19 protein-coding genes and 1 pseudogene are annotated in these 18,125 nt (G+C 72.4%); 9 read left to right on the top strand and 11 right to left on the bottom strand.

Translation table 11 applies throughout. The annotated features are described in order from the left end of the window. Positions 1–32: 32 nt before the first annotated feature. Positions 33–1,337, bottom strand: a complete 1,305-nt coding sequence (locus AB0D14_RS07800) for an ABC transporter substrate-binding protein (RefSeq protein ID WP_362775891.1) — start codon at positions 1,335–1,337, stop codon at positions 33–35. Next, positions 1,312–1,851: a hypothetical protein gene (locus tag AB0D14_RS07795; RefSeq protein ID WP_362775889.1), complete on the bottom strand. Its 540-nt coding sequence runs from the start codon at positions 1,849–1,851 to the stop codon at positions 1,312–1,314. The genes AB0D14_RS07800 and AB0D14_RS07795 overlap by 26 nt, the downstream gene beginning before the upstream one ends. A 142-nt stretch (positions 1,852–1,993) precedes the next feature. Here AB0D14_RS07795 and AB0D14_RS07790 point away from each other — a divergent pair, with 142 nt between their 5' ends. Genes AB0D14_RS07790 through AB0D14_RS07780 form a run of 3 tightly spaced genes read left to right on the top strand, consistent with a single transcriptional unit; the run spans position 1,994 to position 6,155 of the window. Further along, complete coding sequence (locus AB0D14_RS07790; RefSeq protein WP_362775887.1) at positions 1,994–2,590, top strand: hypothetical protein; 597 nt, start codon at positions 1,994–1,996, stop codon at positions 2,588–2,590. Beyond that, positions 2,590–5,430 carry a branched-chain amino acid ABC transporter permease/ATP-binding protein gene (locus AB0D14_RS07785; RefSeq protein WP_362775886.1) on the top strand — a complete coding sequence of 947 codons (2,841 nt, stop codon included), beginning with the start codon at positions 2,590–2,592 and terminating at the stop codon, positions 5,428–5,430. Before AB0D14_RS07790 ends, AB0D14_RS07785 begins: the two co-directional genes overlap by 1 nt. Continuing rightward, positions 5,427–6,155: an ATP-binding cassette domain-containing protein gene (locus AB0D14_RS07780; RefSeq protein ID WP_362775885.1), complete on the top strand. Its 729-nt coding sequence runs from the start codon at positions 5,427–5,429 to the stop codon at positions 6,153–6,155. Before AB0D14_RS07785 ends, AB0D14_RS07780 begins: the two co-directional genes overlap by 4 nt. 347 nt (positions 6,156–6,502) lie before the next feature. Here AB0D14_RS07780 and AB0D14_RS07775 read toward each other — a convergent pair. Then, a pseudogene (locus AB0D14_RS07775) lies at positions 6,503–6,865 on the bottom strand (transglycosylase family protein); the annotation flags it as partial. Between AB0D14_RS07775 and AB0D14_RS07770 the strand changes: the two are divergent. Continuing rightward, complete coding sequence (locus AB0D14_RS07770) at positions 6,783–6,995, top strand: hypothetical protein (RefSeq protein WP_362776215.1); 213 nt, start codon at positions 6,783–6,785, stop codon at positions 6,993–6,995. The pseudogene AB0D14_RS07775 and the gene AB0D14_RS07770 overlap by 83 nt on opposite strands. 89 nt (positions 6,996–7,084) lie before the next feature. Here the strand turns inward: AB0D14_RS07770 and AB0D14_RS07765 are convergent, their stop codons facing one another. Next, positions 7,085–7,705: a transglycosylase family protein gene (locus tag AB0D14_RS07765; protein ID WP_362775883.1), complete on the bottom strand. Its 621-nt coding sequence runs from the start codon at positions 7,703–7,705 to the stop codon at positions 7,085–7,087. A 573-nt stretch (positions 7,706–8,278) separates the two neighbouring features. Between AB0D14_RS07765 and AB0D14_RS07760 the strand changes: the two genes are divergently transcribed. Together AB0D14_RS07760 and AB0D14_RS07755 are read left to right on the top strand one after the other, a co-directional pair. Further along, positions 8,279–9,055 (top strand): hypothetical protein, encoded by a 777-nt coding sequence (locus AB0D14_RS07760; RefSeq protein WP_362775881.1) that lies wholly within the window; start codon positions 8,279–8,281, stop codon positions 9,053–9,055. A 104-nt stretch (positions 9,056–9,159) separates the two neighbouring features. Then, a complete protein-coding gene (locus AB0D14_RS07755) occupies positions 9,160–9,594 on the top strand; it encodes a hypothetical protein (RefSeq protein WP_362775880.1) in 435 nt (144 codons plus the stop codon). 119 nt (positions 9,595–9,713) lie between these two features. Here the strand turns inward: AB0D14_RS07755 and der are convergent, their stop codons facing one another. The 5 genes from der to aroH all read right to left on the bottom strand — a co-directional run bounded on the left by der (position 9,714) and on the right by aroH (position 14,202). Next, positions 9,714–11,180, bottom strand: coding sequence for a ribosome biogenesis GTPase Der (gene der / locus AB0D14_RS07750; RefSeq protein WP_362775878.1), 1,467 nt, complete (start codon positions 11,178–11,180; stop codon positions 9,714–9,716). 94 nt (positions 11,181–11,274) lie between these two features. Then, positions 11,275–11,979 carry a lysophospholipid acyltransferase family protein gene (locus AB0D14_RS07745; RefSeq protein ID WP_362775877.1) on the bottom strand — a complete coding sequence of 235 codons (705 nt, stop codon included), beginning with the start codon at positions 11,977–11,979 and terminating at the stop codon, positions 11,275–11,277. Beyond that, positions 11,937–12,632, bottom strand: coding sequence for a (d)CMP kinase (cmk, locus tag AB0D14_RS07740; RefSeq protein ID WP_362775875.1), 696 nt, complete (start codon positions 12,630–12,632; stop codon positions 11,937–11,939). The genes AB0D14_RS07745 and cmk overlap by 43 nt, the downstream gene beginning before the upstream one ends. Positions 12,633–12,757: 125 nt before the next feature. Further along, the gene (locus tag AB0D14_RS07735; RefSeq protein ID WP_362775874.1) at positions 12,758–13,843 is read right to left on the bottom strand and encodes a prephenate dehydrogenase; all 1,086 of its coding nucleotides are present in this window, start codon (positions 13,841–13,843) and stop codon (positions 12,758–12,760) included. Beyond that, positions 13,840–14,202, bottom strand: coding sequence for a chorismate mutase (gene aroH / locus AB0D14_RS07730; RefSeq protein WP_362775872.1), 363 nt, complete (start codon positions 14,200–14,202; stop codon positions 13,840–13,842). Before aroH ends, AB0D14_RS07735 begins: the two co-directional genes overlap by 4 nt. A 291-nt stretch (positions 14,203–14,493) precedes the next feature. Between aroH and AB0D14_RS07725 the strand changes: the two genes are divergently transcribed. Genes AB0D14_RS07725 through AB0D14_RS07715 form a run of 3 tightly spaced genes read left to right on the top strand, consistent with a single transcriptional unit; the run spans position 14,494 to position 16,210 of the window. Next, complete coding sequence (locus AB0D14_RS07725; protein WP_362775871.1) at positions 14,494–15,162, top strand: hypothetical protein; 669 nt, start codon at positions 14,494–14,496, stop codon at positions 15,160–15,162. Between the two features lie 32 nt (positions 15,163–15,194). Then, positions 15,195–15,779 carry a DUF6529 family protein gene (locus tag AB0D14_RS07720; RefSeq protein WP_362775869.1) on the top strand — a complete coding sequence of 195 codons (585 nt, stop codon included), beginning with the start codon at positions 15,195–15,197 and terminating at the stop codon, positions 15,777–15,779. Beyond that, the gene (locus tag AB0D14_RS07715; RefSeq protein ID WP_362775867.1) at positions 15,776–16,210 is read left to right on the top strand and encodes a Rieske (2Fe-2S) protein; all 435 of its coding nucleotides are present in this window, start codon (positions 15,776–15,778) and stop codon (positions 16,208–16,210) included. The genes AB0D14_RS07720 and AB0D14_RS07715 overlap by 4 nt, the downstream gene beginning before the upstream one ends. 63 nt (positions 16,211–16,273) lie before the next feature. On the opposite strand, the gene AB0D14_RS07710 is transcribed toward AB0D14_RS07715, so the two are convergent. Both AB0D14_RS07710 and AB0D14_RS07705 read right to left on the bottom strand, forming a co-directional pair. Continuing rightward, complete coding sequence (locus AB0D14_RS07710) at positions 16,274–17,293, bottom strand: ADP-ribosylglycohydrolase family protein (RefSeq protein ID WP_362775866.1); 1,020 nt, start codon at positions 17,291–17,293, stop codon at positions 16,274–16,276. Then, positions 17,290–18,120 carry an NUDIX domain-containing protein gene (locus AB0D14_RS07705; protein ID WP_362775864.1) on the bottom strand — a complete coding sequence of 277 codons (831 nt, stop codon included), beginning with the start codon at positions 18,118–18,120 and terminating at the stop codon, positions 17,290–17,292. The genes AB0D14_RS07710 and AB0D14_RS07705 overlap by 4 nt, the downstream gene beginning before the upstream one ends. Positions 18,121–18,125: the final 5 nt, after the last annotated feature.

Raw genomic sequence — 18,125 nt, 5'->3', positions numbered from 1 at the left:
CATGTCGGGGAACCTTTCGGCGCCGGTGCGCATCAGGGCTCGTAGGAGAGCTGCGGAACGTCCTGGCACTCGTCGTTCATGTCCCCCTGGCTCACCCATCCCCGGGCGTCCTCCCAGCGGGCCACCGACAGGCAGGCCCTGCGCGTCCTCGGCGGCTCGGACAGGTGCTCGAACCGGACCGGCAGCAGCAGGCCCTCGGCGGTGTACGGCTTTCCCGCGGTCATGAAACGGTCGACACACGCGCGCGTGACGCCCTTTCCGGCACAGGACCGGGCCGCGTCCGTGAACCACATCGCGGCGGCCCAGCCCTCCAGCTGCCACTGGGAGCGGGTCTTCAGGGCCTTCGTACCGTCCCGGAACTCCCGTACGGCGTCGTGGCCCGTGGCCGTGTCGTCGTAGTTACGGCTCGCGCCGGTCGCCCACAGGGCGTTGCGGCAGCGCGGCGCGTCCTTGTAGTCCTCGCGGACCGTGGACGTCCAGTTCTGCACGTTGGTGACCTTGGCGAGGACCTCGGCGCCGACGTCGTCCATCGCCTTGCACAGTTGCGCGTTGCCGTAGGTGTCGATGGCGTCGAAGACGAGGTCGGCGCCCTGCTCCTTCAGGTCTGCCGCCACCGCGCGGAAGTTGGGCAGCGCGAAGTCGACCTGCTCGGTGACGACCTTGTAGCCCTCGGCCTTCAGGCCCCGGGTGACGAGCCGGGCGTACGCCGCCGACGCGGACTGGTTGTACGAGACGACGGCCGCCGTACGGGCGCCCTGCTCCCGCTTGAACCAGCGGTAGATCTCGGTGCCGCCGTACAACTTGCCGTCCCAGCCGGGCTCTCCGTTCCGCGGGGCGAGGCTGCCGTAGATCCCGTAGAGGTGCGGATACGTGTCGTAGGCCGCGCCGATGGGCTGCCCGCCGATGTCGGGCACGCGCGCGCGTGCCACCCGGGAGGCCCCCGCGTAGTCGAGGGCCGTCGTGGCGACGAGGGCCACCACCTTGTCCTCGTCGACGAGCCGGTGCACGCACTCGTTGTTGCCGACTCCGCTGCCGCCGTCGTCGCACATACGGACCTCGACCCTGCGTCCGTCGATGCCGCCGCGCGCGTTCAGGGCGTCGAAGTAGGCCTTCGCGCCGTCGCGCGGTCCGGTGAAGGCGTTGCCGCCGACCGGACTCGTGGCGCTCGTGATGACGCCCACCCGGATCGGCTCCGCGGCGCCGCGGGTGGGCGCCCGGTCCGGCCGGTCCCCGAAGTCGCTCTCCGGGAGGCGGCTGCCGCAGGCCGTGCCCACCAGGAGCAGCAAGCCCGACAAGCCTGCGACAGCGGATTCAGCAACCCGGGCCCGGCGACGCATTGCCGCTCAGAGTGACAAGACCGCACAGCGTCTTGACGGACACCTTCCACGTGTCGTTCTGCTCGACGGCGGTCCCGGCGGCGTCCGGCATGACCGTGGCGCCCTTCAGGGTGAGCGTGTACGTGACGTTCGCCTCGGTCGGCGAGGTGAAGGCGACCTTGCCGACCGTCGCCTCCACCTGCCCGCCGCGCTTGTCACCGCTGAAGCCCTTCAGTACCTGGCCCATCGCGTCGCCGTTCTCCAGGACGGCCTGTTTGTCCTTCGTGGGGACCGCGGGGTCGAAGAACTTCTTCCAGTTCTTCTTGATCTCCTTCCCGGCCGCCGCCGGGTCGTCCGGCGCGCTCGCGCTCGGACTCGGCTCGGCCGTCGTGGGCCGCTCCGCGGAGGCCGAGGGCGGATTCGTGTCGTCACCGCCGCTGTCGTCGCCGCACGCCGTGAGAGCCGGGGCGAGGACGAGAACCGCCACCACCAGCCCCCGGCCCGTTCCCCGCCTGAGATCGCTCCCGAGAACCATCTGGCTCACCACCGGGTGTCGGTCCGGGCCATGTGCGCCCGGAGCTTTCAGGGTCAGCTTCCAGAAGGCATAGTGCTTGTCCGTCGGCGGACTTGGAAGACAGCCGCACGCATACAGCCGGACACATCATGTGGAGCCCCCCATGCGGACTGCTCGACTGAGAGCCTGTGTCACATCCCCGGCCGGATCAGCTCCCGTCCTGTGGGCCGGGTGGGCCGCGCTCGCCGCGGGCGCGGTGCTGTGCGTCCTGGGCTGGTACGGGATCTCCGGCGAGCGGTACGCGGAACGGCAGTTGCCGTATCTCGCGTCCTGCACGGTGCCGGGAGCGGCCCTGATCATCGCCGGCGCGATCCTCCTCACCCACGGCAGGAACGCTCTCGCGGGGGCCCGCGTCGAGGAGTTGTACGGGCTTCTGGTGGCGGCCGGTCCCGCCGACGCCGACGGGACCGTCGCCGGACAGGCGGCCGCCGCACCGGTGGCCGTCAGCGGGGACCTGCTGATGGTGCCGGGCGGCACCCTGTGGCACCGGTCGGACTGCCCGCTCGTCACCGGGAAGCCGCAGGCCCTGCCGGTCGACTCGCGGGTCCTCGCGGGCGGGGACCTCGACCCCTGCCCGATCTGTGAACCCACCGCCTCGGCCGGCTCCCCGGACGACCCGTCGGACCGCCCCTCGGACGACCCGTCGTCCGGTCCGTCACCCGGGGCGTCGTCCGGTCCGTCGCCCGGGACGGCCGGCTGATGGCGTCGCTGACGTACGACCTCACGCTCGCCGGTCTCTCCGTGGGCAGCGCGGCCGCGCTCACCGGGATCGGGCTGGTCGTCACCCACCGGGCGACCGGAGTGCTCAACTTCGCGCACGGCGCGATCGCGATGGTCTGCGCCTACCTGCTGCGCCAGCTCACCGTCGAGTGGGACTGGCCGCTCGCGCTCGCCGCACCGCTCACGCTGCTCGTGGTCGCCCCGGCGATCGGCGTGGCGCTGGAACGATTCGTCTTCCGGCCCCTGTCCGTCCTGGGCGGCGATCCCGCGCAGACCCTCGTCGCGTCCATCGGCGTATTCGTCCTGCTCGTCGGCGGGGCGGCGCTCGTGTGGGGCCCCGGCGCACGCTCGGACACGCCGGCGCTCGTCTCCGCGGACCCCTGGGGCCAGCTGGCGGTGACGCTGGTCCTGGCCGCCGGGGTGGGTGCGGTGATCCGCTGGACGCGCTTCGGCCGGGAGCTGCGGGCCGTCGTCGACGACCGCTCGCTCGCCGCGCTGGGCGGCGTCGACGCGGACCGGGTGGCCGCGGCGGGCTGGGCGTTCGGCTCCTTCACCGCGGGCCTGACGGGGGTGCTGCTGGCTCCGTACGTACGCCTGGACCCGTACGGCCTGCCGCTGCTGGTGATGGAGGTGATGGCGGTCGCGGTGGCCGCCCGGATGCGCAGTCTGCCGGTGGCCGTGGTGGTGGCCCTGGGCATCGGGGTCGCCCAGAGCCAGTTGACCCGGCTGCACCCGACGGGCCGGCTGGAACCACTTCTCCAGGCGGTGGGCGCGAACCTCTTCGTCGTCGCCCTGCTGGTCGCCGCGTTGGTGCTCCCGGGGATCGGCGCCCGGGACGCCCTTCCGCGCACGGCGACGGCCCGGGTGGCGACCCCGCCGGGAGCGTGGATCGTCGCCGTGGTCCTGTTCCTGCTGCCCCTGGGCTTCGCGGGCTCGGACCTGCACACGTCCGTCCAGGTGCCGGCGCTGGGCGTCGTTCTCCTGTCCCTGGTCGTCGTGACGGGTCGCAGTGGGCAGATCTCGCTGGGCCAGGCCGCGTACGCGGGTCTGGGCGCCCTCTTCACGGCGCTGCTGGCCGCGGGACGCTTCCCGGGCCTGCCCGAACTGCCGGAACTGGTCGCGCTCCTGGCCGCCGTGCTGCTGGTGGCCCCGCTGGGCCTGCTGACCGGCTGGCCCGCCATCGGCCGCCACGGCCTGGCCCTCGCCCTCGCGACCTTCGCGGTGGGCGTGGGCGTCAGCCGCTTCGTCTTCGCCCAGCCGTACGCGACGTCGGGCCTGGCCCTGGGGCGGCCGGCGGGATTCGAGGGCGACCGCGCGTACTACGTACTCGAACTGGTGCTGCTCGCGGGCGCGCTGCCGGCCGCCCACGCGCTGCGCCGGGGGCGTACGGGGCGGGCCCTGGCCGCGATGCGGGACCACGAGGCGGGCGCGTCGGCGGCGGGCGTCCGCGTCCCGGCGCTCAAGCTGACGGCCTTCGTGGCGGGTGCCGCGCTGGCCGCGCTGGGCGGCGGCATGCTCGGCATGGGCCTGCGCGCCTTCGACCCGGCGGCGTACGACCCGGTCCGCGGACTGCTGTGGTTCGCCGCGATCGTGGTGCTCGGTGCCGACAGCGTCCTGGGCGCGCTCCTCGCGGCGGCTCTCCTGGTCGGTCTGGACGCGGGCACCCGGGGCGGGGTCGCGGCGGCGGCGGTCGGACTCCTCGCGGTCCTCGTGGGCCGCTTCCCCGGCGGCCCGTACGAGGCCCTGCGGCTGGCGGCCGGGCGGCTGCGGCCGCGCCGGGAGGCGACTTTGACCCCGCTGGGCAGCGCGGTGAGGCGGCGGCTGCGCGCGGCGGTCCAGGACTCCGGCACGCCTCGGGTGGCGGCCTCGGCGGGGGTGGCCGCGGTGCGGGCCACCGCTCCGGGATCGACCGCGGCGGGAACGTCCGTCGGCACGGACACCGCGAGCCTGCGTACCGGCGGTCGCCCGCTGGTGAGGCGTACGGTGCCACCACCCGCGGCCGCCGCCGACGGGTCCGGTCATCCGTGGGTCTCCGGCACGGCGGAGCGAACCGACACCGGCCGGCGCACGGCACCGCTCCCCCTGCGTCCCCGGACCGCTCGTGGGGTGCCCGACCGTCCTGTCCTGCGCGCCCGGGCCCTGCGCGCCGGCTACGACGGGTTCACCGCCCTGGACGGTGTCGACCTCGATCTCCCGCCGGGCCGGATCACCGCGGTGGTCGGGCCGAACGGGGCCGGAAAGAGCACGCTGTTCCACTGTCTCGCCGGAACCGTGCGTCCTGTGTCGGGGAGGGTCGCGCTCGGGGAACGGGACATCACCCGGCTGCCCGCCCACGCACGGACACGGCTCGGCATCGCCCGCACGTTCCAGCAACTGGCCGTCTTCCCGACCCTGACCGTGGCCGAGAACGTACGCGTGGGCGCCGAGCAGGGGCGGGTCGTGGACGCGGACGCGGTGGAGCGGGCCCTGCGGCTGTTCGGACTCGACGGGGCGGTACGGGCGCTCCCGGCGGTGGGCCTGCCCACCGGGACCCTGCGCCGTGTCGAACTGGCCCGGGCCCTCGCGGGAAGCCCGCGGGTCCTGCTGCTCGACGAGCCCGCGGCCGGGCTCGACACGGGCGAAGTGACCGCGTTGACCCGCGTGTTGCGGGCCCTGGCGGCCGACGGCACCGCTCTGCTCGTCGTCGAGCACGATCTCGACCTGGTGGCCGACCTCGCCGACACCGTGCACGTCATGACCGCGGGCCGCGTCGTCGCCTCCGGCCCCGCCGACCGCGTACTCCAAGGCCTCCAAGGACCCAGTACGGTGGTCGACCGATGAGCGGCGCTGTCGGCACCCCTTTGAGCCCGACCGGTGTCTCACTGCGCCACGCGCGCGTGCGCTACGGCCCGCTGGAGGCCCTGCACGGCGTCACCCTCCACGCGCCCGCCCCCGGCGTCACCGTTCTGCTCGGCCGCAACGGCTCGGGCCGCACGACCGCGCTGCGCGCCCTCGCCGGGACCGTGCCCCTGTCCCAGGGGGCCGTGGTCTGGGACGGCACCGACGTCACGCGACTGCCCGCGTACGAACGGGCCCGCCTGGGTCTGTGCCTCGTCCCGGACCGACGTGCGGTCTTCGGCTCGCTCACCGTCCGCGAGAACCTCGAACTCGCGGCCTCCGGCAGGCCCTTCGCGGCCGCCCTCGACGCCTACCCCCGGCTGGGCGCCCTGCTGCCCCGAAGAGCGGGCACGCTCTCCGGCGGGGAGCAGCGCATGCTCGCCCTCTCCCGCGCCCTGCTGGCACGCGCGCGCGTGGTGCTCGTCGACGAGCCCTCGCAGGGCATGTCCCCGGTGATCGCGGCCCGCACGTACGAGCTGCTGAGCGGCCTCGACGCCGGTGTGATCGTGGCCGAACAGCGGCTGCCGCCCGGCCTGCGCTCCGGGACGACGATCGTGTACGAACTCCGACGCGGCGCGGTCGTGTTCAGCGGCGAGGCGGCGGAGACGTCGGCCTCGGCGGCGGCGGCGGACGCTCCAGGGCCGGCGGAGCCGACGAGACCGACATAGCCGAAGAGGCTGACGGGGCCGACCGCGGTCGAGCGGGCCGTCGAGGTCGAGGGAACTGGCGGGGCCGTCGGGGTCGGCGGAACCGAGGGGATCGGCGGAACCGAGGGGGTTGGCGGGACTGTCGGGACCGGCGGAACCGAGGGGACCGGCGGAACGGAGGGGGTTGGCGGAACCGAAGGGCTCGGCAGGACCGAGGGGGCCGGCCGGACCGGCCGGTTCTGGGCGGGCGCGGTCGTGCCCCCGTTCCCGGTCTGCGGAGTGAGCGGCCCTCCCGGACCCGCCCCCTTAGGCAGCCGCAGCAGCGTGCCGGGATTCAGTCGGTCCGGATACCGGCCGACCATCTGTCGGTTGAGCTCGTAGAGCGCCTTCCATCCACCCTTGACGCGGTACCGGCGGGCGATCGACGCGAGGGTCTCCCCCGGCTCCACCACATGTGCCCGCCCCGTGAGCCGGTACTTCTTGGCGCAGGCGGGCCACGCCTTGAAGCCCTGGACGCGCACCACTTGCTCCGCGACCCTGATCTGCTCGTTCCGTGTGGCCAGATCCGCCCGCGGCGCGTAGGCCAGGCCACCGAACGCCCGCCAGGTGGGCTGCCAGAACTGCAGCCCTCCGTAGAAGCCGTTCCCGGTGTTCGTCTTCCAGCGGCCGTTGCTCTCGCACTTCGCGAGGCAGCCCCACGGCCACCGGTCCTTCGCACAGTCGTACGACACCTGGGCCGCCGCGGGGCCGGACACCGAAGGCGGTGGCGCCGCGACCGCCTCCACGGGGGCGAGCAGGGCCAGAACGGCGACGACGACAGCCGGGTACCGCATGCGCTTGATCGACATCGGGCCACGCTAGGCGGGCCCCGGCGCTACCCGGATCAGCCGCGCAGGAGGCCGGTGGGGCCCCACCCGGTCGGCCGACCCGGCGGGGCCCCGGCTCGCGGGTCAGAGCTTCAGCCGCTGCCCGGGGACGATGGCGTCGGGGTCCCCGCCGATGACAGCCCTGTTGGCGGCGTAGACGCGCTGCCAGGTGGTCCCGTGCCGCGACGCGATGCCGCTCAGCGTGTCACCGCCTCGGACGGTGTAGTCGCCGCGGGACGAGCCGCGTCCGGTGTGGCCCGTCGAACGTTCCGGCGTCTTCGCCGGCTTCGACGGGGCGGCCTTGGTGGTGGCGGCCCCGGGCGAGGAAGCCGCGGGAGCGCTGCCGGACGCGCCCGCGCGGGCCGAGCAGCTGGGCCAGGCCCCCCACCCTTGCGCGTGCTGCACCTTGGAGGCGACAGCGATCTGCTGTGCCCTGGAGGCCCTGTCGGCAGTGGACGCGTAGACCGAACCGCCGTACGCGCGCCAGGTGCCGGCGGAGAACTGGAGTCCTCCGTAGTAGCCGTTTCCGGTGTTGATGTGCCAGTTGCCGCCGCTCTCGCACTGGGCGATGCGGTCCCACACCCCGCTGTCCGCCGCTGCGGCGTTGCCGTTCGCGGCGAGCAGCCCGAGCGGGGCGAGCAACGCCGCCCCGGCGAGAACCGCGGTCGTACGAGCCTTACGGGTGTTGTCGGCACATTCGGACATGTATTTCCCTCTCGAAGGACCCGGGGTCCCCCGAGGCGGTACGGAACTCCCGCGTCCAACGCGGTGGCCCCGCTCCGCCCCGTCCGCCGGAGGTGGCGCTGATGGCGCTGATGGTGCTGGTGATGCTGGTGACTCTTCTGGCTGGTTCGGCTGTGCGGCCGGCGGACGTACCCGAGTGGTGCTCGGTGCACACGGCGGAGCAATGTAGAGAGCCGGGGGGCCCGGTATCAACCAACTCGTCGTCGTTCCAGGCCAGTTCACCGTTACCGCAGGTATCGTCGAATTTGAGACACCCACTTCATTCGTTGATTTCCTGATTTGTCGACCATCGACCCTGGTGATCTGTGACTCACCTCACCGGACCAACTTGGTTGGAAATAAAAGGAGTTGGCATGGAGTGACCGATTCCGCCGCCGGGTTCACCCTGTGCGCAGGATGGTTCGATTCCGTTCGCTCCGGGGCGTGACTCCCGCCACAGATCCTCCGTTGTCTTCTTCATGAACCGGGAACCCATCCGGTTCACGGACCGGGAGCCCCCGGCCACAACACGCACCGCATCCCGAGGAGCCACCCGTGCCGCGCATGCTCGACGTCAGCGACGACGTACGCGCCGAGATCGGCGACGAAGAAGCCGACCGGCTGCTCGCCGGAGAGAACGCCCCGGGCAGTTACGACTGCACGTCCTGCCGCACCCAGGGCGACTCCGAACAGGAGCGGACCAGCACCGTCCTGTTCATCGGCGACGAGACCGCCGTACTCGCGTTCGCCCACGCCACCTGCCTGCCCTCGCAGGTCGTCCAGGTGACCGAGGAGCAGCTGCAGGGCGCCGTCCGGTCCATCACCGGGGACGAGCGCCCCTCCGAGGCCCTGCCCGAGCAGGCCGTCCTCGGCGTCACCAGCGGACTCGTACTGCTCGGCGGCGAGCTGCACCCCGCGCTCGTCGTCGAACCGACCGGGCGCATCGCCCGGCCGGGCACGGCGGGAGGCGGCGGCGACGACTTCCTGCCGCTCCTCATCGAGCAGGGATTCATGCCGGTCAGCCACCTCACCGAGGTCCCGCCCGTGCTGCACGGCTGGTCCGTGCTGCTCGCCATGGGCCAGCTGCACGCGGTCCTGCAGCCCGGTACCGGTGGCGGCTCGCCCGTCGCCTGGTGGCAGGCCCACCAGCCGCTCCAGGTCACCGACAGCTGGCGGGCGGCCGCCAACAAGCACCAGCAGGTGCTGCTGTTCGCGGCCCCGGTCGGCTCGATCGGCCGTCAGCCCCGCGAGGACCTGCTGCGTGACGCCCTCGACAAGGCCGCGTCGAACGGTCAGCTGGTGGCGAGCGCGATGCCCCTGGCCGGCACCTGAGCACGGACGGTTCCGCCCCCCGCGGACGCCGGGCGCACTCCCTGTGACCTGCGAAAGCGGACTTCCGGCCGCATCCGAAGAGCGACGGCGTCGTTGGCACATACGTGCACATCTACGACGCCCCCCGCCGCCTGCCCTACACGTCCCCGATCCCGGCCATGCGGCCGGCTCAGGACAGCACGGGCAGCTCTTCGGCCACCCCGATCTACGACGCGCTCTACGCGGAGTACCTCAGGACCTTCCGGGCCCTGCCGGGCGACCGCAGCGGCGAGGAGGAGTTCGGCTTCACGGCCTTCGGGGTCGGCCCGCACAATCTGGGCTCCCACAGCTCGGGGCTGCTCAGCAGCAGTTCGTACGGCTCGGGTTCGTACACACCGACCGTGTACGGCATGCGGCACGTCGCCGGACAGCACCAGACGGGGCACGCGTCCCCGCACGAGAGCCAGACGGCCACCTCCGTCTGGCAGCCGGTGGCACGGCAGCACGCCACCGGCCTGTTCCCCGCGGCGCTGCCACCGGGGCCGCGCAGGGAACGCTGACGCGGAACGGGTGAGGGCCCCTGCATCATGCAGGGGCCCTCACCCGTGTCCGTACAACACCGCCCGTGCGGCTACTCCCTCGGATCCGAAGACGGCTCCGTCTTCGGATCCTTCTTCGGCTACTTCTTGCCGCGCTTCTCGCGCACCCGCACCGAGATATGGATCGGCGTCCCCTCGAAGCCGAACTCCTCGCGCAGCCGGCGCTCCACGAAGCGGCGGTAGCCGTGCTCGATGAAGCCCGAGGAGAAGAGCACGAAGCGCGGGGGCTTGGTGCCCGCCTGCGTGCCGAAGAGGATGCGCGGCTGCTTGCCGCCGCGGATCGGGTGCGGGTGGCCGGCGACCAGCTCGCCCAGGAAGGCGTTCAGGCGGCCCGTCGGGACACGTGCCTCCCAGCCCGCCAGCGCGGCCTCGATCGCCGGGACCAGCTTCTCCATGTGACGGCCCGTACGCGCCGAGACGTTGACCCGCGGCGCCCACGCCACCTGGAGGAGTTCGGTGTCGATCTCCCGCTCCAGGTAGTAGCGGCGCTCCTCGTCGAGGGTGTCCCACTTGTTGAAGGCGAGGACGATCGCGCGGCCCGACTCGACGGCCATCGTCACGATGCGCTGGTCCTGGACGCTGATGTTCTCGCTGGCGTCCAGCAGAATGACCGCGACCTCCGCCTTCTCGACGGCGGCGGCGGTGCGCAGCGAGGCGTAGTAGTCGGCGCCCTGCTGGAGGTGGACCCGCTTGCGGATACCGGCCGTGTCGACGAACTTCCAGGTGACACCGCCGAGCTCGATGAGTTCGTCGACCGGGTCGCGGGTGGTGCCCGCGACCTCGTTGACGACCACGCGGTCCTCGCCCGCCACCTTGTTCAGGAGCGACGACTTGCCGACGTTCGGGCGGCCGATGAGCGCGATACGGCGGGGGCCGCCGACCGCGATGCCGAAGGTCTGCGCCGGTGCCTCGGGCAGCGCCTCCAGGACGGCGTCCAGCATGTCGCCGGTGCCGCGGCCGTGCAGCGCGGAGACGGGGTGCGGCTCACCGAGGCCCAGGGACCAGAGGTACGAGGCGTCGGCCTCGCCGCTCAGGCCGTCGACCTTGTTGGCGCACAGGACGACGGGCTTGCCGGCCTTGCGCAGCAGACGGACGACCGCCTCGTCGGTGTCGGTGGCTCCGACCTTGGCGTCGACGACGAAGACGACCGCGTCGGCCGCCTCGATCGCGAACTCGGCCTGCGCGGCCACGGACGCGTCGATGCCGAGGACGTCCTGCTCCCAGCCGCCGGTGTCGACGAGCTTGAAGCGGCGGCCCGCCCACTCGGCCTCGTAGGTGACGCGGTCACGGGTGACGCCCGGCTTGTCCTCGACGACGGCCTCGCGGCGGCCGATGATGCGGTTCACCAGGGTCGACTTGCCGACATTCGGGCGGCCGACGACGGCGAGGACCGGGAGCGGGCCGTGGCCCGCCTCGTCGATCGCGCCCTCGATGTCGTCGGCGTCGAAGCCCTCTTCCGCGGCGAGCTCCATGAACTCCGCGTACTCGGCAGAGCCAAGTGCCCCGTGCTCGTGCTCCGAGCCGTCGGGCTGGATCTGGTCGTTCATGAAGTCCGTACCTCGTTCATCGTGGTGGTCGGTGGAACGCCCAGTGTCGGGTGGTCCACTACTCAAGTGTCGCTGGAGGCGGCCGGTCGTGCTCCTAGCGTCCCGTGAGACGCCTGGCGTTCTCCAGGTGGGCGGTGAGCTGCTTCTGGATGCGTACGGTGGCCTCGTCGAGCGCCTTGCGCGTACGCCGTCCGCTGCCGTCGCCCGCCTCGAAGGGGTCGCCGAAGACGACGTCGACCCGGCTCCGCAGCGGAGGCAGCCCCTTTATCAACCGTCCGCGCCGCTCTGTGCTTCCCAGGACGGCGACCGGCACGATCGGGGCTCCGCCGCGGACGGCGAAGTAGGAGAGCCCGCCGCGCAGCGAGGCGAAATCGCCCTCGCCGCGGGTGCCCTCGGGGAAGATCCCGAGGACGCCGCCGTTGGCCAGGATGCCCAGCGCCTGCGTGATCGCGGTGCGGTCGGCGACCGAACGGTCCACCTTCACCTGCCCGACGGCGAGAAGGAAGGGGTCGAGCGGGCCGACGAACGCCTCTTTCTTGATCAGGAAGTGCGTCGGCCGGGGTGCCACGCCCATGACGATCGGGCCGTCGAAGATGTGGGAGTGGTTGATGGCGAGGATCACCGGGCCGGTCGCGGGGACCTTCCAGGCGCCCAGGACGCGCGGCTTCCACAGTCCGTACATCAGGCCGACGCCGATACGGCGGCCGATGTCGGCCCGCCGGGCGGACGGGACCTGTGTGGCTTGTGGGGCTTCGCTCACTTCGCGGCCCGCTTCTCCTCGACGAGCGTGACGACACACTCGATGACCTGCTGGAGCGTGAGGTCGGAGGTGTCCACCTCGACCGCGTCGTCCGCCTTCGCGAGCGGCGAGGTCTTGCGGGTGGAGTCGGCCACGTCCCGCTTGATCAGGGCCTCGCGGGTGGTCTTGACGTCGGCGCCCTTGAGCTCGCCGCTGCGGCGGGCGGCGCGGGCCTCCGGCGAGGCGGTGAGGAAGATCTTGAGGTCGGCGTCCGGCAGCACGGTCGTGCCGATGTCCCGGCCCTCGACGACGATGCCGTGCCCGGCCTCCGAGGCGATCGAACGCTGCAGCTCGGTGATCCGGGAGCGGACCTCGGGGACGGCGCTGACCGCGCTGACCTTCGAGGTGACCTCCTGGGTGCGGATGGGGCCCGCGACATCCGTGCCGTCGACCGTGATCGCCGGCGCCGCCGGGTCCGTACCGGACACGATGTCGGGCTTGCCTGCCGCGGCCGCGATCGAGGAGGGGTCGGCGACGTCGATGCCGTTGGTCACCATCCACCAGGTGATCGCCCGGTACTGGGCTCCCGTGTCCAGGTAGCTCAGGCCGAGCTGTGCGGCGACGGCCTTCGAGGTGCTCGACTTGCCCGTGCCGGAGGGACCGTCGATGGCGACAATCACGGCCGGAGCGGTCCGGGCGGCGGTGGATTCCACGGGTGCGGACACCTTCCTGGTACGGGGTGCTGGGCTGGTTCGGGCACGATCGCGCCCCGAACAAGGTTACTGGCTCCGCGGGCCCCGGCTTACGGACCCCGCGGCACCCCGTTCACTGACAGGCCCTACTGCCGGATCGCCCAGCCCCGCTCCCGGAGCGCCGCTGTCAGCACCGGCGCCGCCGTCGGCTTCACCATCAGCTCCATCAGCCCGACCTGCTGACCGGTCGCGTGCTCGATGCGTACGTCCTCGATGTTGACGCCCGCGCGGCCCGCGTCGGCGAAGATGCGGGCCAGCTGGCCCGGCTGGTCGTCGATGAGGACGACGACGCTCTCGTACGTGGTGGGTGCGGTGCCGTGCTTGCCGGGGACGCGGATCTGGCCGGCGTTGCCGCGGCGCAGGACGTCCTCGATGCCGGTGGTGCCCGCCCGGCGCTTGGCCTCGTCGGAGGACTGGAGGGCACGCAGGGCCTGAACGGTCTCGTCCAGATCGGCGGAGACGTCCGCGAGGAGGTCGGCGACCGGCCCGGGGTTCGCGGAGAGGATGTCGATCCACATCCGCGGGTCGGACGCGGCGATCCGGGTCACATCACGGATGCCCTGGCCACAGAGGCGTACGGCCGTTTCCTCGGCGTTCTCCAGGCGCGCGGCGACCATGCTGGACACCAGGTGCGGCATGTGCGAGACGAGCGCGACCGCACGGTCGTGGGCGTCGGCGTCCATCACCACCGGGACCGCCCTGCAGTGCGAGACGAGTTCCAGCGCGAGGTTGAGCACCTCGGTGTCCGTGTCCCGGGTCGGTGTCAGCACCCAGGGGCGCCCCTCGAAGAGGTCACCGGTGGCGGCCAGGGGGCCCGACTTCTCGCGGCCCGCCATGGGGTGCGACCCGATGTACGCGGACAGGTCGAGCCCCAGCGACTCGAGTTCGCGGCGCGGCCCGCCCTTGACGCTGGCCACGTCGAGATAGCCGCGCGCGACCCCGCCCCGCATGGCGGCGGCGAGCGCCGCGGCCACGTGCGCGGGCGGCGCCGCGACGATCGCGAGGTCGACGGGCCCCGAGGGCTCCTCGTCCGTGCCGGCACCGAGCGCGGCCGCCGTACGGGCCTGCTCCGGGTCGTGGTCGGAGAGGTACACGGTGACACCGCGCCCCGCCAGGGCCAGCGCGGCCGACGTCCCGATGAGGCCGGTGCCGATGACCAGTGCGGCCCTCACTGGGCGATGTCCTTGCGCAACGCGCCCGCGGCACCCAGGTAGACGTGCGCGACGTCGGCGCGCGGCAGGTCGGTCTCGATGTGCGCGAGGACCCGTACGACCCGGGGCATCGCCCCTTCGATGTCCAGCTCCTGCGCGCAGATCAGCGGCACGTCGACGATGCCGAGCTTGCGCGCCGCGGCCGCCGGGAAGTCGCTGTGCAGGTCGGGGGTCGCCGTGAACCAGATACTGATCAGCTCGTCGTTGGTCAGCCCGTTCCGCTCCAGGACGGCGGTGAGCAGCTCGCTGACCTGCTCATCCATGTGCCCGGCTTCGTCCCGCTCCAGTTGGACGGCGCCCCGGACCGCTCGTACCGCCACGGTGATGCTCCTCGCTGATCTACGTATCGGCTGTGCTGCGTCCAGCGTAGCCAGCCCCCGGCCGCCCGACGCGCGCCGCCCGCCTGACGAGATGACCACCGGGGACTCCCGGCCCCGAACCATGCCGATGTCACTCGAATCATTGCTTCTGGCGACTTGAAGCGAAGTTGTGACGTACGGCATAAAAACCCAATAATTTCCGCGAAGTCGCTCCTGTACGCCTCTGGACGCAGGGGCCACGTGTCCGCTTGCATGGTGAGGCTGTCCGCGCCACGCCTCGGGGGAGGCTCGATGAAGCGTTCCGGACCACTTTTCACGCTCCTCGCGGGACTGCTGCTCGCCCTGTTCATGCTGTCGCTCAACGCGACGACGGGGACGCGCAGCAAGTCGACCGGGAGCGACTCGCCGGCCGACGCCGTGTCGGCGAGCCCGGCGCCCACGGCGACGGCCACGCCGGGCAAGCCGTCGCCGTCGCCCAGCCCGTCGAAGTCCGCCGTGCCGAACGGCGACTACGCGGGCCGGACCGATGACGACTCCTCCGCGGTCGCGGTGAGCCTGCGCGACGGCAAGGCGGTCGCGTACTTCTGCGACGGCCGGGACCAGGAGTCGTGGCTGAAGGGCGACGTCGAGGCCGACGGCAGCATGCGCCTCAAGGGCGAGGAGGGCCAGGTCCTCACCGGCGAGCTGGCGGGCAAACGGATCAGCGGCAAGGTCGACATGGGACAGCGGAAGTACGGCTTCACGGCCGACAAGTCCCTGAAGCCCTCCGCGCTGTACCGCGCCACCGACACCGTGGCCGACACCAAGATCGACGGCGGCTGGATCCTGCTGCAGGACGACAGCCAGGTCGGCATCCTCAAGCGCGACGGCAAGGCCGGGCCCGCGCCCCGTATCGACCCGGATTCCGGCGCCGTGACGGTCGACGGAAAGCAGCTCACCGCCAGCCCCGTGACCCCGTGACCCCATGACCCGGTGACCGCAGGGAGCCGACCATGACCGTGGATCCGAACGCCGCCACCCAGAACTTCCCCTCCCCCGGCCCCGCCCCGCGGGGCCCGGGGGCCGCCCGCTACCTCGTGCCCGCCCTGCTCGCGAGCGCGGTCGCGGTCGGTCTCGGCGTCTACGGAAACATGCACGACCCGGAGGGCACCGCCTTCAACCTGGCGGGCTTCAGCAGCACGAGCGCGGTGAAGTCGTGGCTGGCCACCGTCGCGGTGGGCTTCGCGGTCCTGCAGCTCGTCTCCGCGCTCATGCTGTACGGGCGACTGCCGGGCCCGAGCTGGTCCGGAGTACTGCACCGCTGGTCGGGCCGGATCGCGTTCCTTGTGGCGGTACCTGTCGCGGTGCACTGCCTGTACGCGCTGGGCTACCAGACATACGAACCACGCGTCTTGTGGCACTCACTCCTGGGTTGCTTCTTTTTCGGTGCATTCAGTGCCAAAATGCTGCTGCTCCGCACGGAGCGACTGCCCGGCTGGGTACTGCCCATCGTCGGCGGGCTCGTCTTCTCCGCCCTCACGGTGATCTGGCTGACCTCCGCCCTCTGGTTCTTCCGCACCTTCGGAGTGACGACATGACGGACCCCCTGACCAGCCATTCGCCGCGGCGGCGCACGGTGCTCGCGACGGGCGCGATGGGCGCGCTGCTCCTGGGCTGCAGCAAGTACGGGGACGAGAACGGCGGGGGCGACGCGGAGGAGACCCCCTCCGCGGCCCCCGCCGGCAAGAAGCTCACGAAGACCGGTGACGTACCGGTCGGCGGCGGCAAGATCTTCAAGGACGAGAAGGTCGTCGTCACCCAGCCGGAGAAGGGCGACTTCAAGGCCTTCTCGGCGGTCTGCACCCACCGGGGCTGCATCGTCGCAAAGGTCTCGGACGGCACGATCGACTGCAAGTGCCACGGCAGCAAGTTCCGCGTCGCCGACGGCTCGGTGGCCGACGGGCCGGCACCGAAGCCGCTTCCGGCGAGGCAGATCAAGGTCACGGGAGACTCGATCAGCCTCGCCTGACCCGCCCCGCCCGGCCACCCGCCCCGCCGACCACCGTCTCACCTCACGCGGCGGGCCGGCCGGTCAGTCGTCCCAGAGCGCGCCGAACGCCATCAGGTCGCCCTGGTACTCGATCCTGTCGGCCCACTCCACAGGCCATGCGTCGGCGCCGAGGTACGCCCCCGCGAAGGCGCCGGCCAGACAGGCGATCGAGTCCGAGTCACCGGAGGTACAGGCGGCGCGGCGCAGGGCCGTCACCGGCTCGTCCACGAAGAGCAGAAAACACAGCAGGCCGGTGGCGAGAGCCTCCTCGGCGATCCATCCGGCGCCGGTGGCCAGACACGGGTCCGTCTCGGGCGACGGCGACCGCAGGGCCTGCTGGAGCCTTTCCAGGGCCCCCAGGCACTCGTCCCAGCCCCGCGAGATGAAGTGCGTCGGCGTCGGGTCCTGGGCACGGGTCCACAGATCGCCGAGCCAGCGGTCGTGGTAGCGCGTCCGGTTCTCGTACGCGTACGACCGCAGCAGCCCGACAAGGCCCGTCGGCTCGGCGCCCTGCGCGAGCAGCCGTACCGCGTGCGCGGTGAGGTCGGAGGCGGCCAGCGCCGTCGGGTGGCCGTGGGTGAGAGCGGCCTGCAACTGCGCCGCGCCCGCACACTGTTCGTCGCTGAGCCCCGGGACGAGACCGAGGGGCGCCACGCGCATGTTGGCGCCGCAGCCCTTCGAACCCACCTGGCTGGCGTCCTGCCAGGGCAGGTCCTCGCGCTCCAGCTGCTCGCAGGCGACGAGGCAGGTGCGGCCGGGGGCACGGTTGTTCTCCGGTGACCGGTACCAGTCCACGAACTCCTCGCGTACGGGCCGCTCCAGCTGCTTCGGCCCGAGCAGCCCCCGGTCCATGGCTGTGCGCAGGCCCCGCGCCAGCGCCAGCGTCATCTGCGTGTCGTCGGTGACGTACGCGGGATCCGGCAGCTCCAGCTCCCGCCAGGGACCGAACGTGGCGAGGATCGACGGCACGTCGTTGAACTCGGTCGGGAAGCCGAGCGCGTCCCCGAGGGCGAGCCCGACCAGCGCGCCGGTGGCGGCCTGCTTCCTTACGGTCGTGGTCATGAGGATCGTCCTTCCGAAGACGAAGACGAAGACGAGGACGACGGCGCGGACGCCTGTACGGACGGCGGCGCGGACGGCGATTCAGCGGTAGCGGGAGAAGGGACGGCCCCTGCGGCGGGCGATCCCTGCGCGGATCGCAGCAGCGGCGGATGCAACACGGTGGCGACCCCGGCCCGATACAGCGCGGCGGGCTTCCCCCGGCCCCCGGTCAGCCGTGCCGCGCCCGGCACCGGTTCGACGAATCCGGGTGTGGCGAGGACCTTGCGGCGGAAGTTCGGGCGGTCGAGCGCGGTCCCCCACACCGTCTCGTAGACCTGCTGGAGTTCCCCGAGCGTGAACTCCGGAGGGCAGAACGCCGAGCCGAGGCAGGTGTACTCCAGCTTCGCGCCGACCCGTTCATGGGCGTCGGCGAGGATCCGGCCGTGGTCGAAGGCGAGCGGGCCGAGTCCGTCGTACGGCAGCCAGCGCGCGCTCGCCGCGTCCCCGCCGCCGCGTGGCTCGGGAGCGTCCGGCAGCAGCGCGGTGTACGCCACGGAGACCACCCGCATCCGGGGATCGCGGTCCGGCTCGCTGTATGTACGCAACTGCTCCAGGTGCAGCCCGGAGACGTCCGACAGACCGGTCTCCTCGGCCAGTTCGCGCCGCGCGGCCGTCCCGGCGGACTCCTCGGGCAGCACGAATCCCCCGGGCAGCGCCCAGCAGCCCGCGTACGGCTCCTGTCCGCGCTCGATCAGCAGCGCCTGGAGTACGCCCGCCCGGACCGTGAACACCGCGAGATCGACGGTGACGGCGAAGGGCTCGAAGGCGTGCTTGTCGTAGCCCTCCATGCCCC

Origin of the sequence: Streptomyces sp. NPDC048484 (assembly GCF_040651415.1) — a bacterium.
Lineage (GTDB): Bacteria > Actinomycetota > Actinomycetes > Streptomycetales > Streptomycetaceae > Streptomyces.
This window is presented reverse-complemented; position numbering and strand designations above follow the sequence as displayed.

Coding starts and splice junctions, on each gene's coding strand:
- AB0D14_RS07765 (WP_362775883.1), bottom strand. CDS start 7,705: ATGTCCGAATGTGCCGACAACACCCGTAAGGCTCGTACGACCGCGGTT.
- AB0D14_RS07725 (WP_362775871.1), top strand. CDS start 14,494: ATGAAGCGTTCCGGACCACTTTTCACGCTCCTCGCGGGACTGCTGCTC.
- AB0D14_RS07715 (WP_362775867.1), top strand. CDS start 15,776: ATGACGGACCCCCTGACCAGCCATTCGCCGCGGCGGCGCACGGTGCTC.
- der (WP_362775878.1), bottom strand. CDS start 11,180: ATGAACGACCAGATCCAGCCCGACGGCTCGGAGCACGAGCACGGGGCA.
- AB0D14_RS07705 (WP_362775864.1), bottom strand. CDS start 18,120: ATGGAGGGCTACGACAAGCACGCCTTCGAGCCCTTCGCCGTCACCGTC.
- AB0D14_RS07710 (WP_362775866.1), bottom strand. CDS start 17,293: ATGACCACGACCGTAAGGAAGCAGGCCGCCACCGGCGCGCTGGTCGGG.
- AB0D14_RS07795 (WP_362775889.1), bottom strand. CDS start 1,851: ATGGTTCTCGGGAGCGATCTCAGGCGGGGAACGGGCCGGGGGCTGGTG.
- AB0D14_RS07780 (WP_362775885.1), top strand. CDS start 5,427: ATGAGCGGCGCTGTCGGCACCCCTTTGAGCCCGACCGGTGTCTCACTG.
- AB0D14_RS07785 (WP_362775886.1), top strand. CDS start 2,590: ATGGCGTCGCTGACGTACGACCTCACGCTCGCCGGTCTCTCCGTGGGC.
- AB0D14_RS07720 (WP_362775869.1), top strand. CDS start 15,195: ATGACCGTGGATCCGAACGCCGCCACCCAGAACTTCCCCTCCCCCGGC.
- AB0D14_RS07790 (WP_362775887.1), top strand. CDS start 1,994: ATGCGGACTGCTCGACTGAGAGCCTGTGTCACATCCCCGGCCGGATCA.
- AB0D14_RS07800 (WP_362775891.1), bottom strand. CDS start 1,337: ATGCGTCGCCGGGCCCGGGTTGCTGAATCCGCTGTCGCAGGCTTGTCG.